This window comes from Aeromonas sp. Prich7-2 (assembly GCF_017939255.1).
In the GTDB taxonomy this organism is placed as follows: Bacteria; Pseudomonadota; Gammaproteobacteria; order Enterobacterales; family Aeromonadaceae; genus Aeromonas; species Aeromonas caviae.
The window spans coordinates 1-17,746 of sequence record NZ_JAGKRI010000323.1 but is presented as its reverse complement, the minus strand read 5'-3'; the positions used below and the strand labels follow the sequence as shown (position 1 = coordinate 17,746).

Annotated in this window: 12 protein-coding genes and 3 pseudogenes; 9 read left to right on the top strand and 6 right to left on the bottom strand. The window is 44.3% G+C overall.

Annotated elements, in window-relative coordinates:
• A pseudogene (locus J9892_RS22530) lies at positions 1 to 369 on the top strand (transposase); the annotation flags it as partial.
• A 57-nt stretch (positions 370 to 426) separates the two neighbouring features.
• Here the strand turns inward: J9892_RS22530 and J9892_RS22525 are convergent.
• On the bottom strand, positions 427 to 1,344 hold the full coding sequence (locus J9892_RS22525) for an IS5 family transposase (RefSeq protein ID WP_024946304.1): 918 nt from the start codon (positions 1,342 to 1,344) through the stop codon (positions 427 to 429).
• A gap of 76 nt (positions 1,345 to 1,420) precedes the next feature.
• On the opposite strand from J9892_RS22525, the pseudogene J9892_RS22520 reads away from it, so the two are divergent.
• A pseudogene (locus J9892_RS22520) lies at positions 1,421 to 1,783 on the top strand (IS4 family transposase); the annotation flags it as partial.
• Between the two features lie 33 nt (positions 1,784 to 1,816).
• On the opposite strand, the gene J9892_RS22515 reads toward J9892_RS22520, so the two are convergent.
• The 3 genes from J9892_RS22515 to J9892_RS22505 form a co-directional block, all read right to left on the bottom strand.
• The gene (locus J9892_RS22515; protein ID WP_109422348.1) at positions 1,817 to 2,305 is read right to left on the bottom strand and encodes a TIGR00645 family protein; all 489 of its coding nucleotides are present in this window, start codon (positions 2,303 to 2,305) and stop codon (positions 1,817 to 1,819) included.
• A gap of 252 nt (positions 2,306 to 2,557) precedes the next feature.
• Complete coding sequence (locus J9892_RS22510) at positions 2,558 to 3,505, bottom strand: IS30-like element ISAs2 family transposase (protein ID WP_139700491.1); 948 nt, start codon at positions 3,503 to 3,505, stop codon at positions 2,558 to 2,560.
• Between the two features lie 313 nt (positions 3,506 to 3,818).
• Positions 3,819 to 6,089, bottom strand: a complete 2,271-nt coding sequence (locus J9892_RS22505) for a hypothetical protein (protein WP_210539075.1) — start codon at positions 6,087 to 6,089, stop codon at positions 3,819 to 3,821.
• 433 nt (positions 6,090 to 6,522) lie between these two features.
• Here J9892_RS22505 and J9892_RS22500 point away from each other — a divergent pair.
• From J9892_RS22500 to J9892_RS22470, 7 genes and pseudogenes are all read left to right on the top strand, one after another.
• Positions 6,523 to 6,637, top strand: a pseudogene (locus tag J9892_RS22500) (IS5/IS1182 family transposase); the annotation flags it as partial.
• A gap of 377 nt (positions 6,638 to 7,014) precedes the next feature.
• Positions 7,015 to 7,218: a helix-turn-helix transcriptional regulator gene (locus J9892_RS22495; protein ID WP_180911171.1), complete on the top strand. Its 204-nt coding sequence runs from the start codon at positions 7,015 to 7,017 to the stop codon at positions 7,216 to 7,218.
• A 12-nt stretch (positions 7,219 to 7,230) separates the two neighbouring features.
• Positions 7,231 to 10,413: a type I restriction endonuclease gene (locus tag J9892_RS22490; RefSeq protein WP_180911172.1), complete on the top strand. Its 3,183-nt coding sequence runs from the start codon at positions 7,231 to 7,233 to the stop codon at positions 10,411 to 10,413.
• Between the two features lie 21 nt (positions 10,414 to 10,434).
• Positions 10,435 to 12,069 (top strand): class I SAM-dependent DNA methyltransferase, encoded by a 1,635-nt coding sequence (locus J9892_RS22485; protein WP_202015760.1) that lies wholly within the window; start codon positions 10,435 to 10,437, stop codon positions 12,067 to 12,069.
• Positions 12,062 to 13,240, top strand: coding sequence for a restriction endonuclease subunit S (locus tag J9892_RS22480; RefSeq protein ID WP_202015758.1), 1,179 nt, complete (start codon positions 12,062 to 12,064; stop codon positions 13,238 to 13,240). Before J9892_RS22485 ends, J9892_RS22480 begins: the two co-directional genes overlap by 8 nt.
• 155 nt (positions 13,241 to 13,395) lie before the next feature.
• Positions 13,396 to 13,797 carry a hypothetical protein gene (locus tag J9892_RS22475; protein ID WP_227094715.1) on the top strand — a complete coding sequence of 134 codons (402 nt, stop codon included), beginning with the start codon at positions 13,396 to 13,398 and terminating at the stop codon, positions 13,795 to 13,797.
• Position 13,798: 1 nt separating this feature from the next.
• A complete protein-coding gene (locus J9892_RS22470) occupies positions 13,799 to 14,635 on the top strand; it encodes an ATP F0F1 synthase synthase (RefSeq protein WP_210539073.1) in 837 nt (278 codons plus the stop codon).
• Positions 14,636 to 14,965: 330 nt separating this feature from the next.
• Here the strand turns inward: J9892_RS22470 and J9892_RS22465 are convergent, their stop codons facing one another.
• Entirely contained in the window at positions 14,966 to 16,918 is a 1,953-nt protein-coding gene (locus tag J9892_RS22465) for an SEL1-like repeat protein (protein ID WP_210539071.1), read from the bottom strand.
• Positions 16,919 to 17,028: 110 nt separating this feature from the next.
• On the bottom strand, positions 17,029 to 17,580 hold the full coding sequence (locus J9892_RS22460) for a hypothetical protein (RefSeq protein ID WP_210539069.1): 552 nt from the start codon (positions 17,578 to 17,580) through the stop codon (positions 17,029 to 17,031).
• Between the last annotated feature and the right edge of the window lie 166 nt (positions 17,581 to 17,746).

The following is a 17,746-nucleotide window of genomic DNA, read 5'->3' as shown; positions in this document are numbered from 1 at the left end:
AAGCTGGCCAACTGCCTGCTGCTGGCTGACGCGGGTTACATTGACAGGGCCTGGTTTGAGCAGGTGAACGACGCTGGCGGATTTTATCTGGTGCGAGGAACGCAAAGCCTGAACCCCAAGATAATCCAGGCCTGGCGCGGTGATGGACGGGAAGTGCCAAAACTGGCGGGACTGTCACTGAAAGAGGCAGGACGGCGGCGCTGTCGGGCCGAGGTGCTGGATATGGTGGTGAAGTCCGGCAAGGTCGAGTACCGCTTGATCCGACGCTGGTTTGCCGAGGAAAAGCGGTTCTGCTTGTGGATGACCAACCTGCCGCGAGCGGCATGGTCAGCAGAGCAGGTGATGAGCCTGTATCGCTGCCGTTGGCAGGGGCGTTGTTGATCAAATCCGTCGCTGGATGGCCGTTCCCCAACCCGTTGATACCACTCAATTCACTGGCTGGCGAACAGGCATACCAAGCCCTATCAGCTTGTTCATCACCTTCACGCCAGCCAGGATTTCGCCCACCTGGGCGTTGTAGTTCCGCAGGCTCAGCGTTGGCCCGATGAGTTGCTTGAACCGGTACATGGCGGTCTCGGCTATCGAGCGCTGGTGATAGCCGGAGTCTTTCTTCCATTGCTTCAGTTCACCGGCCTTGAGCGCCGTCACCGCCTCGTTGCGGGGATGGTCTTCCTCCCACGGTGCCGCATTTTTTCTCGGCGGTATGGTGGCTTTCGCCCCCTTCTTCTTCAGTAGCGCATGACAGGCCTTGGTGTCATACGCACCATCGGCGCTGACCTGTTTTATCTTGCGTCGTAAGGGGTTGAGCAACGTCGGTAACACCTCGTTATCCGCCACCGTCTCCAGGCTGACTTCGGCAGCGATGACCGCATGGGTTGTGGCATCCACCGCCAAGTGGAGCTTGCGCCACACTCGTCGCTTCTCCTTGCCGTGTTTGCGAATTTTCCATTCGCCTTCGCCATAGACCTTGAGGCCGGTGGCATCAATGACCAAGTGAGCCACCGGGCCTTGGCTGGGGAGGCGGTACTTGATGTCGACGGTCTTGGCGCGCTTGCTGATACAGCTATAGTCCGGCGACTGCAAAGGCACCGCCATCAGTTGGAACAACGAGTTAATGAAGCCTTCTAGCGCCCGCAGCGGCAACTTGAACAAGCCTTTTAGCATCAGGGCCGTCTCAATGGCGGTGTCACTGTAGTGGAAACCTCTCCCTCGGCGGCCATGGTGGACCAGGCAATGCCACTGCTTAATGGCTTGTTCGTCCATCCAGATGGTCAACGAACCGCGTTGCACCAAGGCTTGGTTGTACTGCTGCCAGTTGCTGATCTTGTGCTTGGACTTGCCCATCTGATGCTCTCGGAGACTGCGCTACAGGATCAGATCACCGAGATGACAGATAGTTCCCCGATTTGAGCAACAAGGCCGTTGGCAGGTGGAGTTGTTATTTAAAGAGTGGAAATCGCACAACCGGCTCAAGGGGTTTGTGACGGGGGAGAAAGCCATCGCCGAGGGATTGGTGTGGACGAGTTTGCTGTCGCTGGTGATGAAAAGGCGGGTCGCGCAGAGTGTGATGACAGGGAAGCTATCGATGTTGAAAGCGTCAAAGAACAGTACGACATGGTGGTTGCCGCTATTGGAAGCAGTGGCCCATAGAGCGCTGACAGAAATAAGGGAAAGACTGGAATGGGCAGCTGATTATTTGGCCAAGAACGCTTGCCGAACCAAGCAGAGAAAATCGATACAGAACAGGACCTTGGAAGGAGTTTTAAAGGGACTCAACGCTTAAGGTCCTGTACATGTATCACTATTAATAGCAGAACTATTTTCTGGTTATTTTATCGAGATAACCCATGGCGAATGCAGACAAAACAAAAGTGATATGAATCAAAAGATACCATTTTATTTTATCATTAGGAATATTCTCTGTATTCATAAACACTTTTAATAGGTGAATAGATGATATTGCCACAATAGATGCAGCTACTTTATTCTTGAGAGAACCTGCATCTAGCTTACCCAACCAGCCTAACTTATCGTCGTTATCCCCTACGTCTAACCTTGATACGAAGTTCTCATAGCCAGAAAACATCACCATAACTATTAGCCCACCAACAAGAGCAATATCTATAAGTGATAGCGTGACTAGCACTAACTCAACCTCTTTTATCTTCCATATGTTTGGGATTATATGGAATATTTCTTGGAAAAACTTCACTCCAAGTGCTACTAGTACCAGGCTGAGACCTAGATATATAGGAGCCATAATCCAGCGAGATGAATACATTAATTTCTCGAATGCTTTTTCCATACAGTTCGCCAAGCCTATTTTCTTTTTAACAAGTTAGATAACTATAAGCATTAATTCTACAGCCACCCCAAGTATTTTTATAAAGCCATTATTACATCTATGAAAACTTAATTCACATCAAAAGCCCCATCACAATATAAAACAATCTCGTTTCTATGTAGGATATACCATGAATAATCCTAGATAGATTATTGCCATAAAGATACTAACTTAGTATGAACCGCGAATTCAACTTCGAAGTGCGACACTCGCCTATGCCGCCTGACGGTACTCTTCGAATACCTTGACAGGCTGCCTGAATCCGAAACATTTCCGAGGTCGTAGGTTGAGCCACTGCTCCGCTCTCCTGACATCCTCGTCCGTGACCTCTCTAAGGTCTGTTCCCTTTGGGATAAACTGCCTCAACAGCCCATTGCTGTTCTCGTTCAGACCGCGCTCCCACGAAGAGTAAGGGTGCGCAAAGTAAGTCTCGGCACCCAGCGCTTCCTCTATCGCCTTGTGTTCGGCAAACTCGCCGCCGTTGTCAAAGGTGATGGTATGCACCTGTTCGATGTAGGGCGTTAACATCTCGATTATCGCATCCCGCACCACCCCAGCCTGTTTGCTCGCGACCCGCTTAACCAGATAGAGCCGGCTCTTGCGCTCCACCAGGGTGACCAGTGCACCTGTGCCTTGCTTGCCCAGCACCGTGTCCGCCTCCCAATCACCGAGCCGCTCCCGGCTATCGACGATAGCCGGCCGTTCATCAATAGAGCGGGCTTCCTTGATGGGAGAACGCAGGCTGCTCGCCCCCTTGCGGTAGCGCTTGTGGCCCTGGCGCAGATGGCGGTACAACTGGCCACCCCGGGCTTTGTCGGCGGCCACATGGCGGTATATCCACTCGTGACTCACCATGAGGCCTATCTGCTTGCCCACCGCGCTTATCTGCTCCGGGCTCCACCACCAGGCGAGTGTCAGCTCGACAAACTGGATGACATCGGCAGATAGCCGAGATTTGGCCGCACTGGCCCGTCGGTGGGTGGCGTGCTGATGCGCATTGTCTGGCTGGTAGCCCTGCGGCCCGGCGTTACGACGCAGCTCCCGGTAGAGGGTGGAGCGATGAACGCCAATGGCGCGTGCGGTGGCAAGGATGGACATCCCCTGTGCGCGAAGCACCGATAACTGGTATCGTTGCCCCTCGGTCAACTGCTGATAGCTCATGGTGATACTGCTTTTACTTTGGCGAGCAGAAGGGTACCACCAATCAGCAGTTGGCCACCTCTCGCCATTCATCCATGAGTGTCGCACTTATTATCTGAATTCCCGAAATAACTGTTAGGGAAGGTGCGAATAAGTACCCTATGAGCCAAAACTAAAAAGTTTAGCCATTTAATATCAATAATTTAGAATGGTGTGTTTTTGTGCCAAGTGACTTGTTAGCACCTTCCCTAACAAATAGACTGGATAAGCGTACAAAACACCGGTTCAAGACCGGTGTTTTTGATAGTAACAGCAATACCAATAGCGATCTATTTTAGTAACGGCTCATAATTTTAGCAACCCACGCTCTAATATCATTTGACAGACGCGCTGTTTTAACAGTTCTTTTTGAACGACCCGCCCCTGGTCCATCACGATAGTAATTTTGTTCCTGACTCATATAAGTTTCATAGCCAAAATTATTTTTAAGAAATGACTCTAAAAACTTAATTGGAATTTTCCTGTTAGATGGAATGATAAAATAGTCATTATTAAAGAATTTTTTTACTGCAATGAGTTCATGCCCAAACTCAAATTTTCCATTCTCAATCCACGCTAGGAATTTACCAGCCTCATCACTACTGTAGCAATAATTGTCACTGAGTTTTAAATTATTGGCTAGCGATCTTATCATTGCAAATGTTATGGATTCCTGACTGTTATAATAGTCAGCCCCCCTATATACTGGAATGTTATTCGCAATTATTCTGCGAGTATTTCCTCTATCGTCAAATTTTATCAACTCCTCACTTAATTTTTCACCGTAAAAATGCTCAATATCAAAAGCCTCATTAGCATAAAACTCACTTCTATTTAATAACCCGTAAATTCGATCTTCCTCTGTTTTCTGCTCAGCCAACTTAAGCATTTTTTCATCCTTCATAGTCATATCAGGTAAAAGATAGCTAATTTTATAACCCTGTTGTTCAAACATGGTTAGTAGAGTGTAATTATAATCCAAACACAACTTATGTTGAATAAATAATCGGTTAACCATATGCATTAATGTGGGGTTGTGGCAATACTCATGCAAACGTTCAATAGAGTAATCACACCCCAACGCTGACATCACCAGCTCTGTAATGATATGATCTCTATTTTTATACACCCTATTTTTGCCACCAAGCAGCGCTAAAAATGCATTATTAGCATTCCTCGCTCGGTGGACAAACTGCATAATATCATTAGGCTGAACGAGCCCATTTGAAATAATTGCAGTAAATGTTAGGTCCTTATCTGTGAAACTAAATCCATTTTTCACAACCGGTGTAAAAATTGATACCAGTTTACTGCCAACACATTTTTTTATAGCACCATTAGGGAATTTACGAGCAGTGTCAGCATCGATTAATATTTTATTTGGTGTATTTACTGCATTTACCAATACGTTAACATTTGATTTTTTTGCATTATGTGCCTCGTCGCTAAATACAATACATTTTTTGCCACTTGATGCACGCTCATTGATCTTGTTTATAATATCTGGTTTAGTTGTTAAAAATATTTCTGGCATATTCCTAGGTTTGGATGATCTATATACGAACACTTTTTTATTACTGAGCGTGGCTAAATTTGAAATAAAATCAAATGAATCCTGACTTAAAAACGCATCGGCAATAACAACCGTGCTGGCATCAGCAATAATTTTTTTGAAATTATCCATCCTTTCAATGTATTCATCAACTGAGACTCTCATGCCCAATTCTGAGTGCATTAAATTAAAAACATCCTCAAACTCATCTATAATCAAAATTTGGCACTTATCCCGGATATGCTTATATTTTTTACTATATAAAATGCTCAGACTAACACCATAGACACCGGTTTCATTTTTTGTGATATCTGTATGATAGTGTCGTTCATCCTGATCAGGATACAGTGAATTCGTGAACGCTCGAGATGGATTTAAAAAAATAGGATGCATACCATTATTCCCAGCCTCGTCAAATGTGGGCATTAGGCAATTAGTTGTTTTACCAGTCCCTGGCGGAGTAACAACTATGTGAATCCCAGGGAAACGAGCTAGACACAACATTTCGTGACAAAGATCGATATTAGTTTCAGTAATATTATCATTCTTAGTATAGAAATTGTGCGCCAAAGATACCGCGCTCTTTTTAGCAAACAAGTGTTTATTTATAGCCTCGGCGATTCGAGTATGGAATCGATTACTAGTTTGAGACCAAACATGATCTATTAGAGACGCCTGAGACATTATTTCTGGACAAAAATGATGAGAGTTTTCCGCCACAAAATCAATTGCTTCTTTCTCCTCCACCTCATTTTTAGCAAATGGGAGTAGCGTCACCCCTAGATTGAACCTGTTCGAACCTAGCTTAAACTCATGCCCATCCAGCACGACTGTGATCTTATAATCGAATGCAATTTTCACTGCATCAAACCCCGATTTATTGTCAATGATTAATCTTACTGAATTCCTAGACTCACCATCGCCAATAATTTCTACGATTTTATCCCTCAGCGCGTTAGATTCATCAACCCCAAATTTCAACTGGCAGTTATCGCCACAACTCAACACAATCATATCCACCTCATTTAGTTTTTATAATAATATGGTGGCGTTTTTCAACGCTACACTTTTATTATAGTTATTAAATATTTAAATACTTCTCTAGCATTCACACCCAAAATTTTGCGTAGGTATGCCCCTTAGAGATTTTTTAATCTCTTGGAAAAATTCATAAATATAAATTATGTATCTACATACACTGACTGGTATGTACGAAAAGAACGATATGCTTATTCCAAAGCGTTTGCAATAGGTTAAAGAAAAATATCTTGACTTTTTTCTTGAACTATTAGTTAAACATTATAATTGATCCCTAAAATGGCAAAAAAATATATAAACTCTAATATTTTTGAGGGGGTGAGTGTTCTATCTCAGCAGTCAATTAGATACATACAAAGCATGTGAACGATATACAATGGGGATTATCAAGCACCATGTTCAATGCCTCCGCATAAGCGCACAGCCTACTCGCGAGCCACACCAGGTGCTCAATGGCATTCTCTGGATACTCCACACCGGTTCAAGGTCTGCCAGAACCTTTCAGCACATGGAGTTCGGTCTACTGAAGTGGCGCAGAAGAAGTGGAACCGACTCAAGGGATTTGCGTTGCTGAAACTGGTTGTGAATCACGTAAATTCATGGACGGAGTACAGGTTCTGGATGAGTCAGGCAAGAATGCCGCCAACCCCCATTTGACAACAGCTCCCCCCGTCCCCGATGCTCTCTTGATGGCTAATGAAGCCGTTCGAATAGATAGTTCAAGTCTTAACGAAAGCACCGACACTGAGCCATGATATCGACGAGCTTCAACTGTCCCCTTTGACGTTATATCCCATTCAAAAATGCATCATGTCACTTCAACTCGCAAAATGTTACGTCAGTACAAAGTCTGTGGTACGCTCCTACCCTAACATCAAAACCATCCATAAGAAGCATCGCCATGATCCGCTGCCACCTCGCCCGCATGATGGGTGAACGCAAAATGCGTATTGCCGACGTTGCCAGAGTGACGGGGTTAAGCCGAGCTACAGTGACCTTGCTCTACAAAGAGACGGCGCAGAAGGTGGATTTGGAAGCCATTGAGAAGTTGTGCCTGCTGTTTGAGTGCCAGATAGGTGACCTGCTAGAGCTGACCCACCAATAAACGGGATACGCTATGAAGTTTAACGAAGACACCCGCGTCAAGATCCCCACCATTCTTCATCTGATGAGACTGGGCTATCAGTACCTATCGCTTAAAGACCAACGCTGGGATCTGGATACCAACATCTTCCCTGAGCTGTTTAACAAGGCCATTCTCAAAATCAACCCAGGTATTGAGCCCGATGATGTAAGCCGCCTGCTTGAAGACATCAAGCTAGAGCTGGATTACGAAGATCTTGGGCGAGCCTTTTTCGAGCGACTGACGGATCGCTCCAACACCAAGCTGATCGACTTTGAAAACTTTAACAACAACAGCTTTCACGTAGTCACTGAGCTGACTTGCCAGAATGGCGATGAAGAATTTCGCCCTGATATCACCCTGCTGATCAACGGGATGCCGCTGGTCTTCATTGAGGTGAAAAAGCCGAACAATCGGGAAGGCATTTTGGCCGAGCGAGATCGGATCAATAAACGCTTCCAGAACCCCAGATTCAAGCGTTTCGCCAACATTACCCAGTTCATGATTTTCTCCAACAATATGGAGTATGACGACGGCGATCCTGAACCCGTGCAAGGTGCTTTCTATGCCAGCAGCTCCTATCACAAACCAGTGTTCAACTACTTCCGTGAAGAAGAGATACTGAACCTGACAGCCCTGTTGAAACCCGTATCAGATGAAGAAGAGCTGCGAGTACTCAAAGACAACAATCTGGAGGTGATCCGCAGTAACCCTGAATTTCAGACGAATAAACAGCCCGAACGCCCAACTAACCGTATCTGCACCTCCTTGGTAAGCCGTGACCGCCTGGCGTTCATCCTGCGCTATGCACTGGCCTATGTGGCAGAGACCGACGGACTACAAAAGCACGTCATGCGCTACCCGCAACTGTTCGCAACGAAAGCCATCGAGCGCAAGCTGAATGAGGGCGTGAAAAAAGGCATCATCTGGCACACGCAGGGCAGCGGTAAAACGGCGCTGACTTACTACAACGTGCGCTTTCTGACGGATTACTTTCAGAAGCAGCAGGTTATTCCCAAGTTCTACTTCATTGTGGACAGACTTGATCTGCTGCAACAATCCCAGCGGGAATTCACCGCCCGCGGCTTAACGGTACACACCATTAACTCCCGTGACGCCTTCGCCAAAGACATCAAAGCCACGCAGGTCATTCACAACCATTCCGGCAAACCGGAAATCACGGTGGTGAATATTCAGAAGTTTCAGGATGACCCGGATGTATTGTCTACCAAAGACTACGACATCAATATCCAGCGGATCTTCGTTCTGGACGAAGCCCACCGCAGTTACAATCCCAAAGGCAGTTTTCTGGCCAACCTGTATCAATCTGACCCCAACGCCATCAAGATTGCGCTAACGGGTACGCCGCTGATTGTGGATGAAGATAAAGCCAAGAAGAACCCAGATTCCAAAGCCATCAGCTCTAAACAGATCTTTGGCGACTATATCCACAAGTACTACTACAACGCCTCTATCGCCGATGGTTACACCCTGCGCCTGATCCGCGAAGAGATCGCCACCAACTACAAATTGGTGCTGCAACAGGCGTTAAAAGATGTGGAAGTGAAAATGGGCGACATAGATCGCAAGCAGATCTACGCCCATTCAAGTTTTGTTGAACCCATGCTGGATTACATCGTCACCGACTTTGAAAAAAGTCGAGGGGCGCTCAATGATGCCAGTATTGGTGGCATGGTGATTTGTGACAGCTCTGATCAGGCAAAGGAGATGTTCAGGCTCTTCGGCGAGAAATATGCCGAACCAGAACCGCTGGATGCGAGTGTAAAAGAAGCCAATCAGCAAGCCTACGATCTTCCTATGGTGGCCGAACACTCTCCGGAATATGAAACTCCGGGCGAGCCATCCAACAAAGAGCCTCAACCGAAGCGACCAAAATCAGCGAAGAACGAAGTAAAGAGTGCCGTATTGATCCTGCACGACATCGGCACCAAGGAAGACCGTAAAGAGTGGGTCGAAGACTTCAAAGCAGGGAGGATCGACTTCCTGTTTGTGTACAATATGCTGCTCACAGGGTTCGATGCCAAACGACTGAAAAAGCTCTATCTGGGCCGAGTGATCCGCAAGCACAACCTGTTACAGGCGCTAACGCGGGTAAACCGCACCTATAACGACTTCCGCTACGGTTATGTAGTGGACTTTGCCGATATTCGTAAAGAGTTTGATGCCACCAACAAAGCCTACTTCGACGAGCTTCAGTCAGAGCTGGGCGATGAAATGGAGCACTACTCCAACCTGTTCAAATCTCAGGAAGAGATCGCGCAAGAAATTGATCATATCAAAGATGTGCTCTTCCGCTTTGATACCGAAAATGCCGAAATTTTTACCGACCAGGTCAGCCAAATCCAGGACCGTGAGACAGTATTAGCTCTGAAAAAAGCCCTGGAAAACGCCAAGAGCTTGTACAACCTTATACGTTTACAAGGCGACTACGAGTTACTGGAGCAACTGGACTTTGCCAAGCTCAATATCCTCTATCGGGAAACCTGCAATCACCTCGATATGCTCAACCTCAAAGAGAGCATCGAGAACGGCACCGACACCACCAACCTGCTGAATGTCGCCCTTGAGGATGTGCTGTTCCGCTTTATCAAGGTGGGGGAAGAAGAACTGGTACTGGCTGACCAGTTAAAGAACACTCTGCGCCAAACCCGCGAAGCCTTGGCCAGTAACTTCGACCAACAAGATCCGAAGTTTGTTAGCCTCAGAGAGGAACTGGAAAGGCTCTTCAAGAAAAAGAACCTCAGCGAGGTCACTCAAGATGAAATGGTGGCCAACATTGATGCACTCAACAAAATTCACGATCGCGTTAAAGAGTTGAACCGTCAGAACAACCAACTGCGCCAGAAGTACTTGGGTGATGCCAAATACACCCGAATTCACAAGCGCTTGCAGGAACACGGAGATATTTCTGAAAACGAGCGCAAGATTTTTGAAGCCTTAACCGGTGTAAAACAGGACGCCGACGAAAAGGTACTGAACAACAGCCAGATACTAGATAACGAAAGCTACTTCGAACGCCAGATGATGCCCAAGGTCATCAATCGTTTTATGAACCAGCAAAATATCAAGCTCAATGCCGATGCCTCCAGATTTATCAATCATCTGGTGGTCGCCGAATACCTGAAAGAATTTAATACCGGCAGTAGAGCCTGGTAAACCATAAAGAGTCGTTAACAGATGGTAGAACTAGAGTTTCAACAAAAAACCAAAGAGCTGATCGACAGCCTCAAAAATATCTGCGCCCACTATGGCTTGGGTAACGATGGGAATGAATTTAAAATCATTACCCAGACCTTCCTCTACAAGTTTCTCAACGATAAGTTCGCCTATGAAGCGAAGCAGATCGACAAAAAGGTAGCCAGCGCCGAGAAATGGGAAGAAGTCTTGAGCGCTATGAGCGAAGACGAACTGGAAATGCTCCAGCTACAAATGGGAGGAGACACAGCGCTTTTAAAGCCCCACCACTTTATCAGCTACCTCTTTAGTCAGCAAAACGCGCCAGACTTTGCCAAGCTGTTCGACGACACCCTGCGTGACATTGCTCAAACCAACAACGACGTATTCGCGGTCAAGACCGACGGCGGCGCCAAGGTGGTGTTATTTGATCGCGTGAGTGAATACATTGCCGATGAATCCAAACGTGATGCCTTCTGCCGTGCCATCATCAACAAGCTGGTCGAGTTCAGCTTCGAGCGCATCTTCACCCAAAAATTTGACTTCTACGCCACCATCTTTGAATACCTGATCAAAGACTACAACAGCAACGCTGGCGGTAAATACGCCGAGTACTATACGCCCCATGCCGTGGCTCGCATTATGGCCGCCATACTGATCCCGGCTGACCAGCAAGGCAAAGTCAAAAACGTCAGCTGCTACGACCCCTCCGCAGGTTCCGGCACCCTGCTAATGAACGTGGCCCATGCCATAGGTGAAGATAAGTGCAGCATTTACACCCAGGATATCTCACAAAAGTCTTCAAGCCTGCTGCGTCTTAACCTGATCCTGAACAACCTGGTGCACTCCATCCCTAACGTGATCCAGGGCAATACCGTGCTACACCCTTACCACAAGGACGGCAAAGAGCTGAAGAAGTTTGACTACATTGTCTCTAATCCGCCGTTCAAGATGGATTTCAGCGATTTCCGTGATGAGCTGGATAGTAAAGAGAACAAAGATCGCTTCTTTGCAGGTATTCCCAAGATCAAAGCCAAAGCCAAGGACAAGATGGAAATTTACCAATTGTTCTTGCAGCACATCATCTACTCCCTCAAACCAGGTGGCAAAGCGGCAGTCGTGGTGCCTACCGGCTTTATTACGGCTCAATCCGGCATCGATAAGAGCATCCGCGAATATCTGGTGAATCACAAAATGCTGGCCGGTGTTGTTTCCATGCCCTCCAATATTTTTGCCACCACCGGCACCAACGTTTCCATCCTGTTTATGGATGACCGCAACAAAGACAAGGTAGTGTTGATTGATGCTTCCAATCTGGGCGAGAAAATCAAAGACGGAAAGAATCAAAAAACTGTGCTCAGCGAAGAGGAAGAGCAACGCATTATCGATGTATTTAATTTCAAAGATAGAGAAGATGATTTTTCAGTTGTTGTCAGCTACGACGATATTGCCGCGAAAAACTACTCGTTAAGTGCAGGCCAGTACTTCGATGTGAAAATAGAATATGTGGATATTACCCCAGCGCAGTTTGCTGAGAAGATGCAGGGTTTTACCAAAAACCTGGATGACATGTTTTGTCAGTCTCGTACGTTGGAAACTGAGATTAAAAAGCAGCTGGCGGGGTTGAAATATGAGTAAGGTTAGCCCGAAAAGGTTAGGCGATCTCATAACTCTGAAACGGGGTTATGACCTACCAGAGAAGGACAGAATTGCTGGCCCATATCCTGTCATTAGTTCAGCGGGGGTTTCTGGGTATCACAACGAGTATAAGGTTGAAGGTAAAGGCGTTGTAACCGGACGATATGGCACATTAGGCGAAATGTATTTCGTAGAAGGAAAGTACTGGCCACACAATACAGCTTTATATGTCCAGAACTTCAAAGGTAATGATCCGAAGTATATATATTACTTATTGAGCTGCTTAGGCAGAATTCGGACCTCTGACAAAAGCGCTGTACCAGGAGTTAACAGGAACGAACTTCATGAAATGGTCATTCCTGCGATTGAAGACAAAAAACTTCAAGTTGCGATAAGGAAGGTTCTTGAAGCAGTCGACAAAAAAATCGAACTCAATAACCGCATCAACGCCGAATTGGAAGCTATGGCAAAAATCATGTACGACTACTGGTTTGTGCAGTTCGACTTCCCCGATGCCAACGGCAAGCCCTACAAAACTTCTGGTGGGAAAATGGTCTATAACCCAACCCTAAAGCGCGAAATACCGGAGGATTGGAGAGCGGGTAACGCATTAGAGGTGGCCCATTTATTTGGCGGTGGCACGCCAACGAAAACAAAACAAGAGTATTGGAATGGGACGATTCCATTTTTCACACCAAGTGATTCTGATAATAATATATATTCAGTATCAACTGAAGATTACATCACCGACGAAGGATTACAGAACAGTAGTACACGATTATTCGAACCGCATACGGTGTTTATCACAGCAAGAGGCTCCGTGGGCAGGCTAGCGCTAAATGCCGTGCCGATGGCTATGAACCAATCCTGCTATGCACTGAAAGCAAAGAATGGGATAAGCTATACATTTTTATTTTTCTTGACCAAGGAGCTTATCCATCATCTTGAAGTAAAATCGAGTGGTTCTGTATTCAATTCGATTGTGTCTAGCGATATTGAATATACGAATTTAGCACTGCCCAGTGAGCGAACTGTCATTGAGGAATTCTCTGCACTAGCGGAGCCTATCTTTGAAAAAATTGAAGCATCCACCAAAGAAAATAGACAGCTTTCTGTACTCCGTGACTGGCTACTTCCCATGCTAATGAACGGTCAGGTGACGGTAAAATGATCATAAACACTGCGTTCCGGATCTTGTTGACCTTCAATGCCACGTCACTACTGGTGATAATTTTCTTGGTACAGAAAGGGTATGTATTGAGTCACTTTGTCAACGGTGTTTACTGGCTCAGTTGGACAACAATACTCCCGAACGCAGTGTCTTACATGTTTTATTTGCTGATCCCTATTTTATCCACTGGGGTTAGCATTTTGCTAAGCAATAAACTAGGTAAGGATGAGTTTAAAGCTGGTGAGGTGGGAAGCATCGAGCATGCGAATAACAGTTTTTTACCTAGCTACTTGGGCTACTTTTTTGTAGCACTAAGTATTGGTAACTGCGAAACCCTCTGGTTTGTTTACGGTGTGTTATTTGTGTTTACTTTTCTGTCTCAAGCTCTTTACTTTAACCCACTGTTTTTGCTATTCGGATACGAGTTTTACAACATAACGACCAAGAATGGCACTGCAATTTTTCTGATCAGTCGTCAACGGTACAAAAAGCCAGATGACATTCAAATAAAAGTGGCTTATAGAATCAATAATTACACATTCATAGAGCGAGGATAAAATGGACCACATATTGGCCAGAGTTAAAGGGTTACGCAAAAAACCATTTTTCAAAATGGTCTCTGATCAATCGCTATTTGATATTGCAGCCATCAATTTGGATGCTTGCATACCTTACAACCCAGACCACAATCTGGATGAGGATGCATGGTTTAAAATTGAAGGTTTCAGTCACCAAGGTTTTTGTCTTGATCTTCTAAAGCAAGATTTCGACTCCAAAGACTATAATGACCTGACCAAAGATAATTTCTCTAAAATTGCCTTCTTGTTTGCTGTTCAAGGTGATGATTTTTATTTTCAAAAAATCACACCAAGCCTTTTCGTTAAACGTAAAACACTGACCTTCGGCGAAGTCGCAGTGCTTGAGCAAAGCCAAACACGGTTAGTAATAAATTCACTTCCTGATGCCGTATACTTTAAAGCGGCAGACACCTTGATATTTAGAAATCTGGCAACCATTTCAAGTATCTTCACTGGAATTGACGAGCTGTATAAAGAAGCTACCAACGAGGAAGTGAAGCAGTTTTTAGATGAGCCATTCATCGCATTGAGTGATGACTACAGCCTGGATAAGGTTTCAAAACCAAATCGTAAGCGTATTGGTCTTGCCATTGCGACGCTTGATGCCATGTCAGACGATGATAAAACTCACATGCTCGATTACATCGACGGCTATTGCGGTGAGCAGAGATTAACATTCGATAGAGAAAATAAGAAATTTGAAATATCCAATGATGATGAGTTAAAAATTTTACTATACGGTATTGAACAGCGTTTTTATACGACACCTTTTAGTCATGAGAAAAGACTTGCCAACTCGGTACAGACGCTAAGTTAATGATGAACGATGGGGTTAAAATAAAGATCTTCTATAACATTTACTGGTGATGATTAAAATTACTGGTTGGAACTCTGCGATAAAAATGGCGTAAATCTCAAATCAATTTTTATCGATTGGTTCCCTGTAACAGAGTCGGCAGTTACACAGAATTATTTACAGGCTCTGTGTGAACATCATCACCTGTAAAAATGCAAAATTAGGTGTGGAATGACGGCTATATCATAACCCTACTATTTAATTGGTAGTCAATCAACAACACATTAAAAATGGGCTTTAAGTTACTAGCCCATTTATAACATATCATCAATGCCACATTTTAAATAGCACTTAACACTGTATATGACACCGCACTTCCTTACTTATCTCATCATCAAAACTAGTAGGCAAGGACAGAATCTCATCTAGTACAGAAGAAATCTCTTGATCGTTGATATTTTTTCTAGCAACGTTGCCAACATTATCTAAAAACTCAGAAACAAGTGCCAGCAAACAACACTCACCAAGATCACTCATGACACTTTTTTTGTCTAAGATAGAAATCAACATATTTATCCCATCTTCATACTTATGATTATCATTCAAATACATTTTTGCAAGTTTAAATGTTGCACCTAAATGGTTACCATTACGAGAAGCCAACTCAAATAATTTAATTGCATCGTCCTTGTTCTTATCATGATGTAGTGCGATATAACCACGTCGATAGTTTATATCATCATCATAAAGACTTGGGAATTGACTAATGTAGGAATCCATAATATTTTTACATTTATTTATATCTGCATTTACTCCATCACCAATGTGATAGATATATGCTAGACGACATAGGATTTCTGGGTCTCCAGAACCAATACATTGGTTATACCAAAATTCAGCTTTTTCAATATCCTGGGAAACAGTAAGCCCTTTTGCATAGCGAGTTCCCAGTACAAATTGAGCCTTGCTATCACCTGATTTAGCTAGCGAAACAAGTTCATCTATAGTGCTATCATCTAAATGATGGCAATAATTAATTTCTGTGTAGTTTAACAAGTGATAATCTCGGACCCAATACATAAGGTGCGTCAATGCCGCCCGACAATTAGTATCACCATAACCTGCTCGATAGAGTTGCCAGTACAATTTGGCTAGTTGCCATTTTGCGTCTCTTACTCCATTTTCAGATGCGTATTCTAGACTACTCTTAATACTTTCAATATCTCTGAGAAATCTATCCTTATGATTCTCACATTCACCTTTGTCATTCAATAATGACCTGAGTTCACAAAGTTCCTTCACAGACAGTAAATATTTAGCGGCAGGATAGTTTCCATATGCAGCAGATGCTAGCATCTCTAATCCATCGCTACAGCTCGCATCTTCATTTAACAGTATGATGCTGGCCTTATATTTAGCTTCCATACTGCCTTTTTTTGCTGCTTCGAGATAATGCCCCCAATCTGGCCCTATTTCATATTCACGTCCTCCAATCTTGATGTTCTCAAACTGAGTATTATCAAGTTCGTATCCCAGCCAACAGTAGCACAAGTCTCCAATTTTCACTTGCGCCTGAATATGCCCGGCATCTTTTGCTTTATTTAAAAACTCAAATGCCATATTGAGATCACGCTCTATCTTATATTTTTTGTAGCTTTTTAGATGCATTAATCCTAATTGATATAACGCATCAATATTTCCCTGTTCGGCTGAGAGTGTAAATAGCTGATTTGCATGTACATCAACCTCTGGCCCTTCATTTTTATTGACTAAATGAATGCCCATTTTCAATTGGGCAAGTGGATGGCCATTTTTTACTGCCAACTCAAGCCATTCAATTGATTTTTTCTCATAGCTTTCCTTTGCCTTTTTTTCACTTATCTTCAAACACAGTTGAGATAAATTATACTGCGCATTTCCATTGCCCTTTTCAGCTGATTTTATATAAAAATATTCAGCTTTATCGTCATCCTTAGATATTAATACCCCTTCATCATAAATCCATCCTAGTGTAAAGTAGGAAAGCGCACACCCATTCTCCCCTGCTTTCCCAAAATACTTAATTGCTTTATTTATATTTTGAGTTACACCATGACCATGAAAATAGAGCATGCCAAGTTTTAAATTTGATTGAGGGTGGCCGCGTGACGCCGCAATCTCATATATTTCAATCGCTTTTAGAAAGTCAGCATCTACGCCGATCCCAAATTCGTAAGAAACTGCCTCTTGATATATTGGCTCCATAGAGCGCTCATAACAATCAACTACTTTTTCAGTACCATTGACGATCTTTATGAATGTCATTCCAACCTCCACGTATCCATTTAGTCAACTTGATCTCAATCTATCATCTTCAGAATATTCTTTAATTACATTTCAGCATAAGTATGAGCTCTGTAACATTTATTATAGATTTAAAGCAGATCATCCACGCAACACATGCTCAATGAGCCTGGCAAGGCAGGGTTTCGCATCAAAGCCTTGCGCACATACTCATCACTATCAAAAAGTAACTCGTTCATCTGTTCAGGTTTTAGTAGCGGATTACTCGCCGCTGACATACGGATTAAAGGACGGTCATCAGAAACAAATTGAATCAACATCCTTGATGGCAATGCTCGATTACCGGCTGCCGCAGCCAAAACTCTTATATCATCGTAGTTTGTCCGCTCAAGCAATTGTATCAATAACGCTTGAGAAACCTTCGGGTTACCAGCAATACCGACACGGACATCTTCTGCTTCATCCAGAGATAACGCGTTTAATACGGATAAGGGGGTTGAGGGATTACGAGCCACATTTGCACGGACATGTCTATCAGCATCTGTGGACAATGAATTGAGTACTATTGTGGGGGTTAACGGATGTCTAGCTACGGCAACTCTCTGTACAACATTAGTATGAGTCGATAATTCACTGAGAGTGCCAGGTTGAATGACAGTACTGCTGATAGCTAATTCACTCACATCCTCGTCATCATCGTGAGCTAGGGAAGGTGCGAACAAGTCCCTGATATGAGATCATGTTTGTCATCTGGAGCCATGGAACAGGGTTCATCATGAGTCATCAACTTACCTTCGCCGACAGTGAATTCAGCAGTAAGCGCCGTCAGACCAGAAAAGAGATTTTCTT

Coding starts and splice junctions, on each gene's coding strand:
- J9892_RS22505 (WP_210539075.1), bottom strand. CDS start 6,089: ATGATTGTGTTGAGTTGTGGCGATAACTGCCAGTTGAAATTTGGGGTT.
- J9892_RS22495 (WP_180911171.1), top strand. CDS start 7,015: ATGATCCGCTGCCACCTCGCCCGCATGATGGGTGAACGCAAAATGCGT.
- J9892_RS22515 (WP_109422348.1), bottom strand. CDS start 2,305: ATGGAAAAAGCATTCGAGAAATTAATGTATTCATCTCGCTGGATTATG.
- J9892_RS22490 (WP_180911172.1), top strand. CDS start 7,231: ATGAAGTTTAACGAAGACACCCGCGTCAAGATCCCCACCATTCTTCAT.
- J9892_RS22470 (WP_210539073.1), top strand. CDS start 13,799: ATGGACCACATATTGGCCAGAGTTAAAGGGTTACGCAAAAAACCATTT.
- J9892_RS22485 (WP_202015760.1), top strand. CDS start 10,435: ATGGTAGAACTAGAGTTTCAACAAAAAACCAAAGAGCTGATCGACAGC.
- J9892_RS22465 (WP_210539071.1), bottom strand. CDS start 16,918: ATGACATTCATAAAGATCGTCAATGGTACTGAAAAAGTAGTTGATTGT.
- J9892_RS22480 (WP_202015758.1), top strand. CDS start 12,062: ATGAGTAAGGTTAGCCCGAAAAGGTTAGGCGATCTCATAACTCTGAAA.
- J9892_RS22510 (WP_139700491.1), bottom strand. CDS start 3,505: ATGAGCTATCAGCAGTTGACCGAGGGGCAACGATACCAGTTATCGGTG.
- J9892_RS22475 (WP_227094715.1), top strand. CDS start 13,396: ATGTTTTATTTGCTGATCCCTATTTTATCCACTGGGGTTAGCATTTTG.
- J9892_RS22525 (WP_024946304.1), bottom strand. CDS start 1,344: ATGGGCAAGTCCAAGCACAAGATCAGCAACTGGCAGCAGTACAACCAA.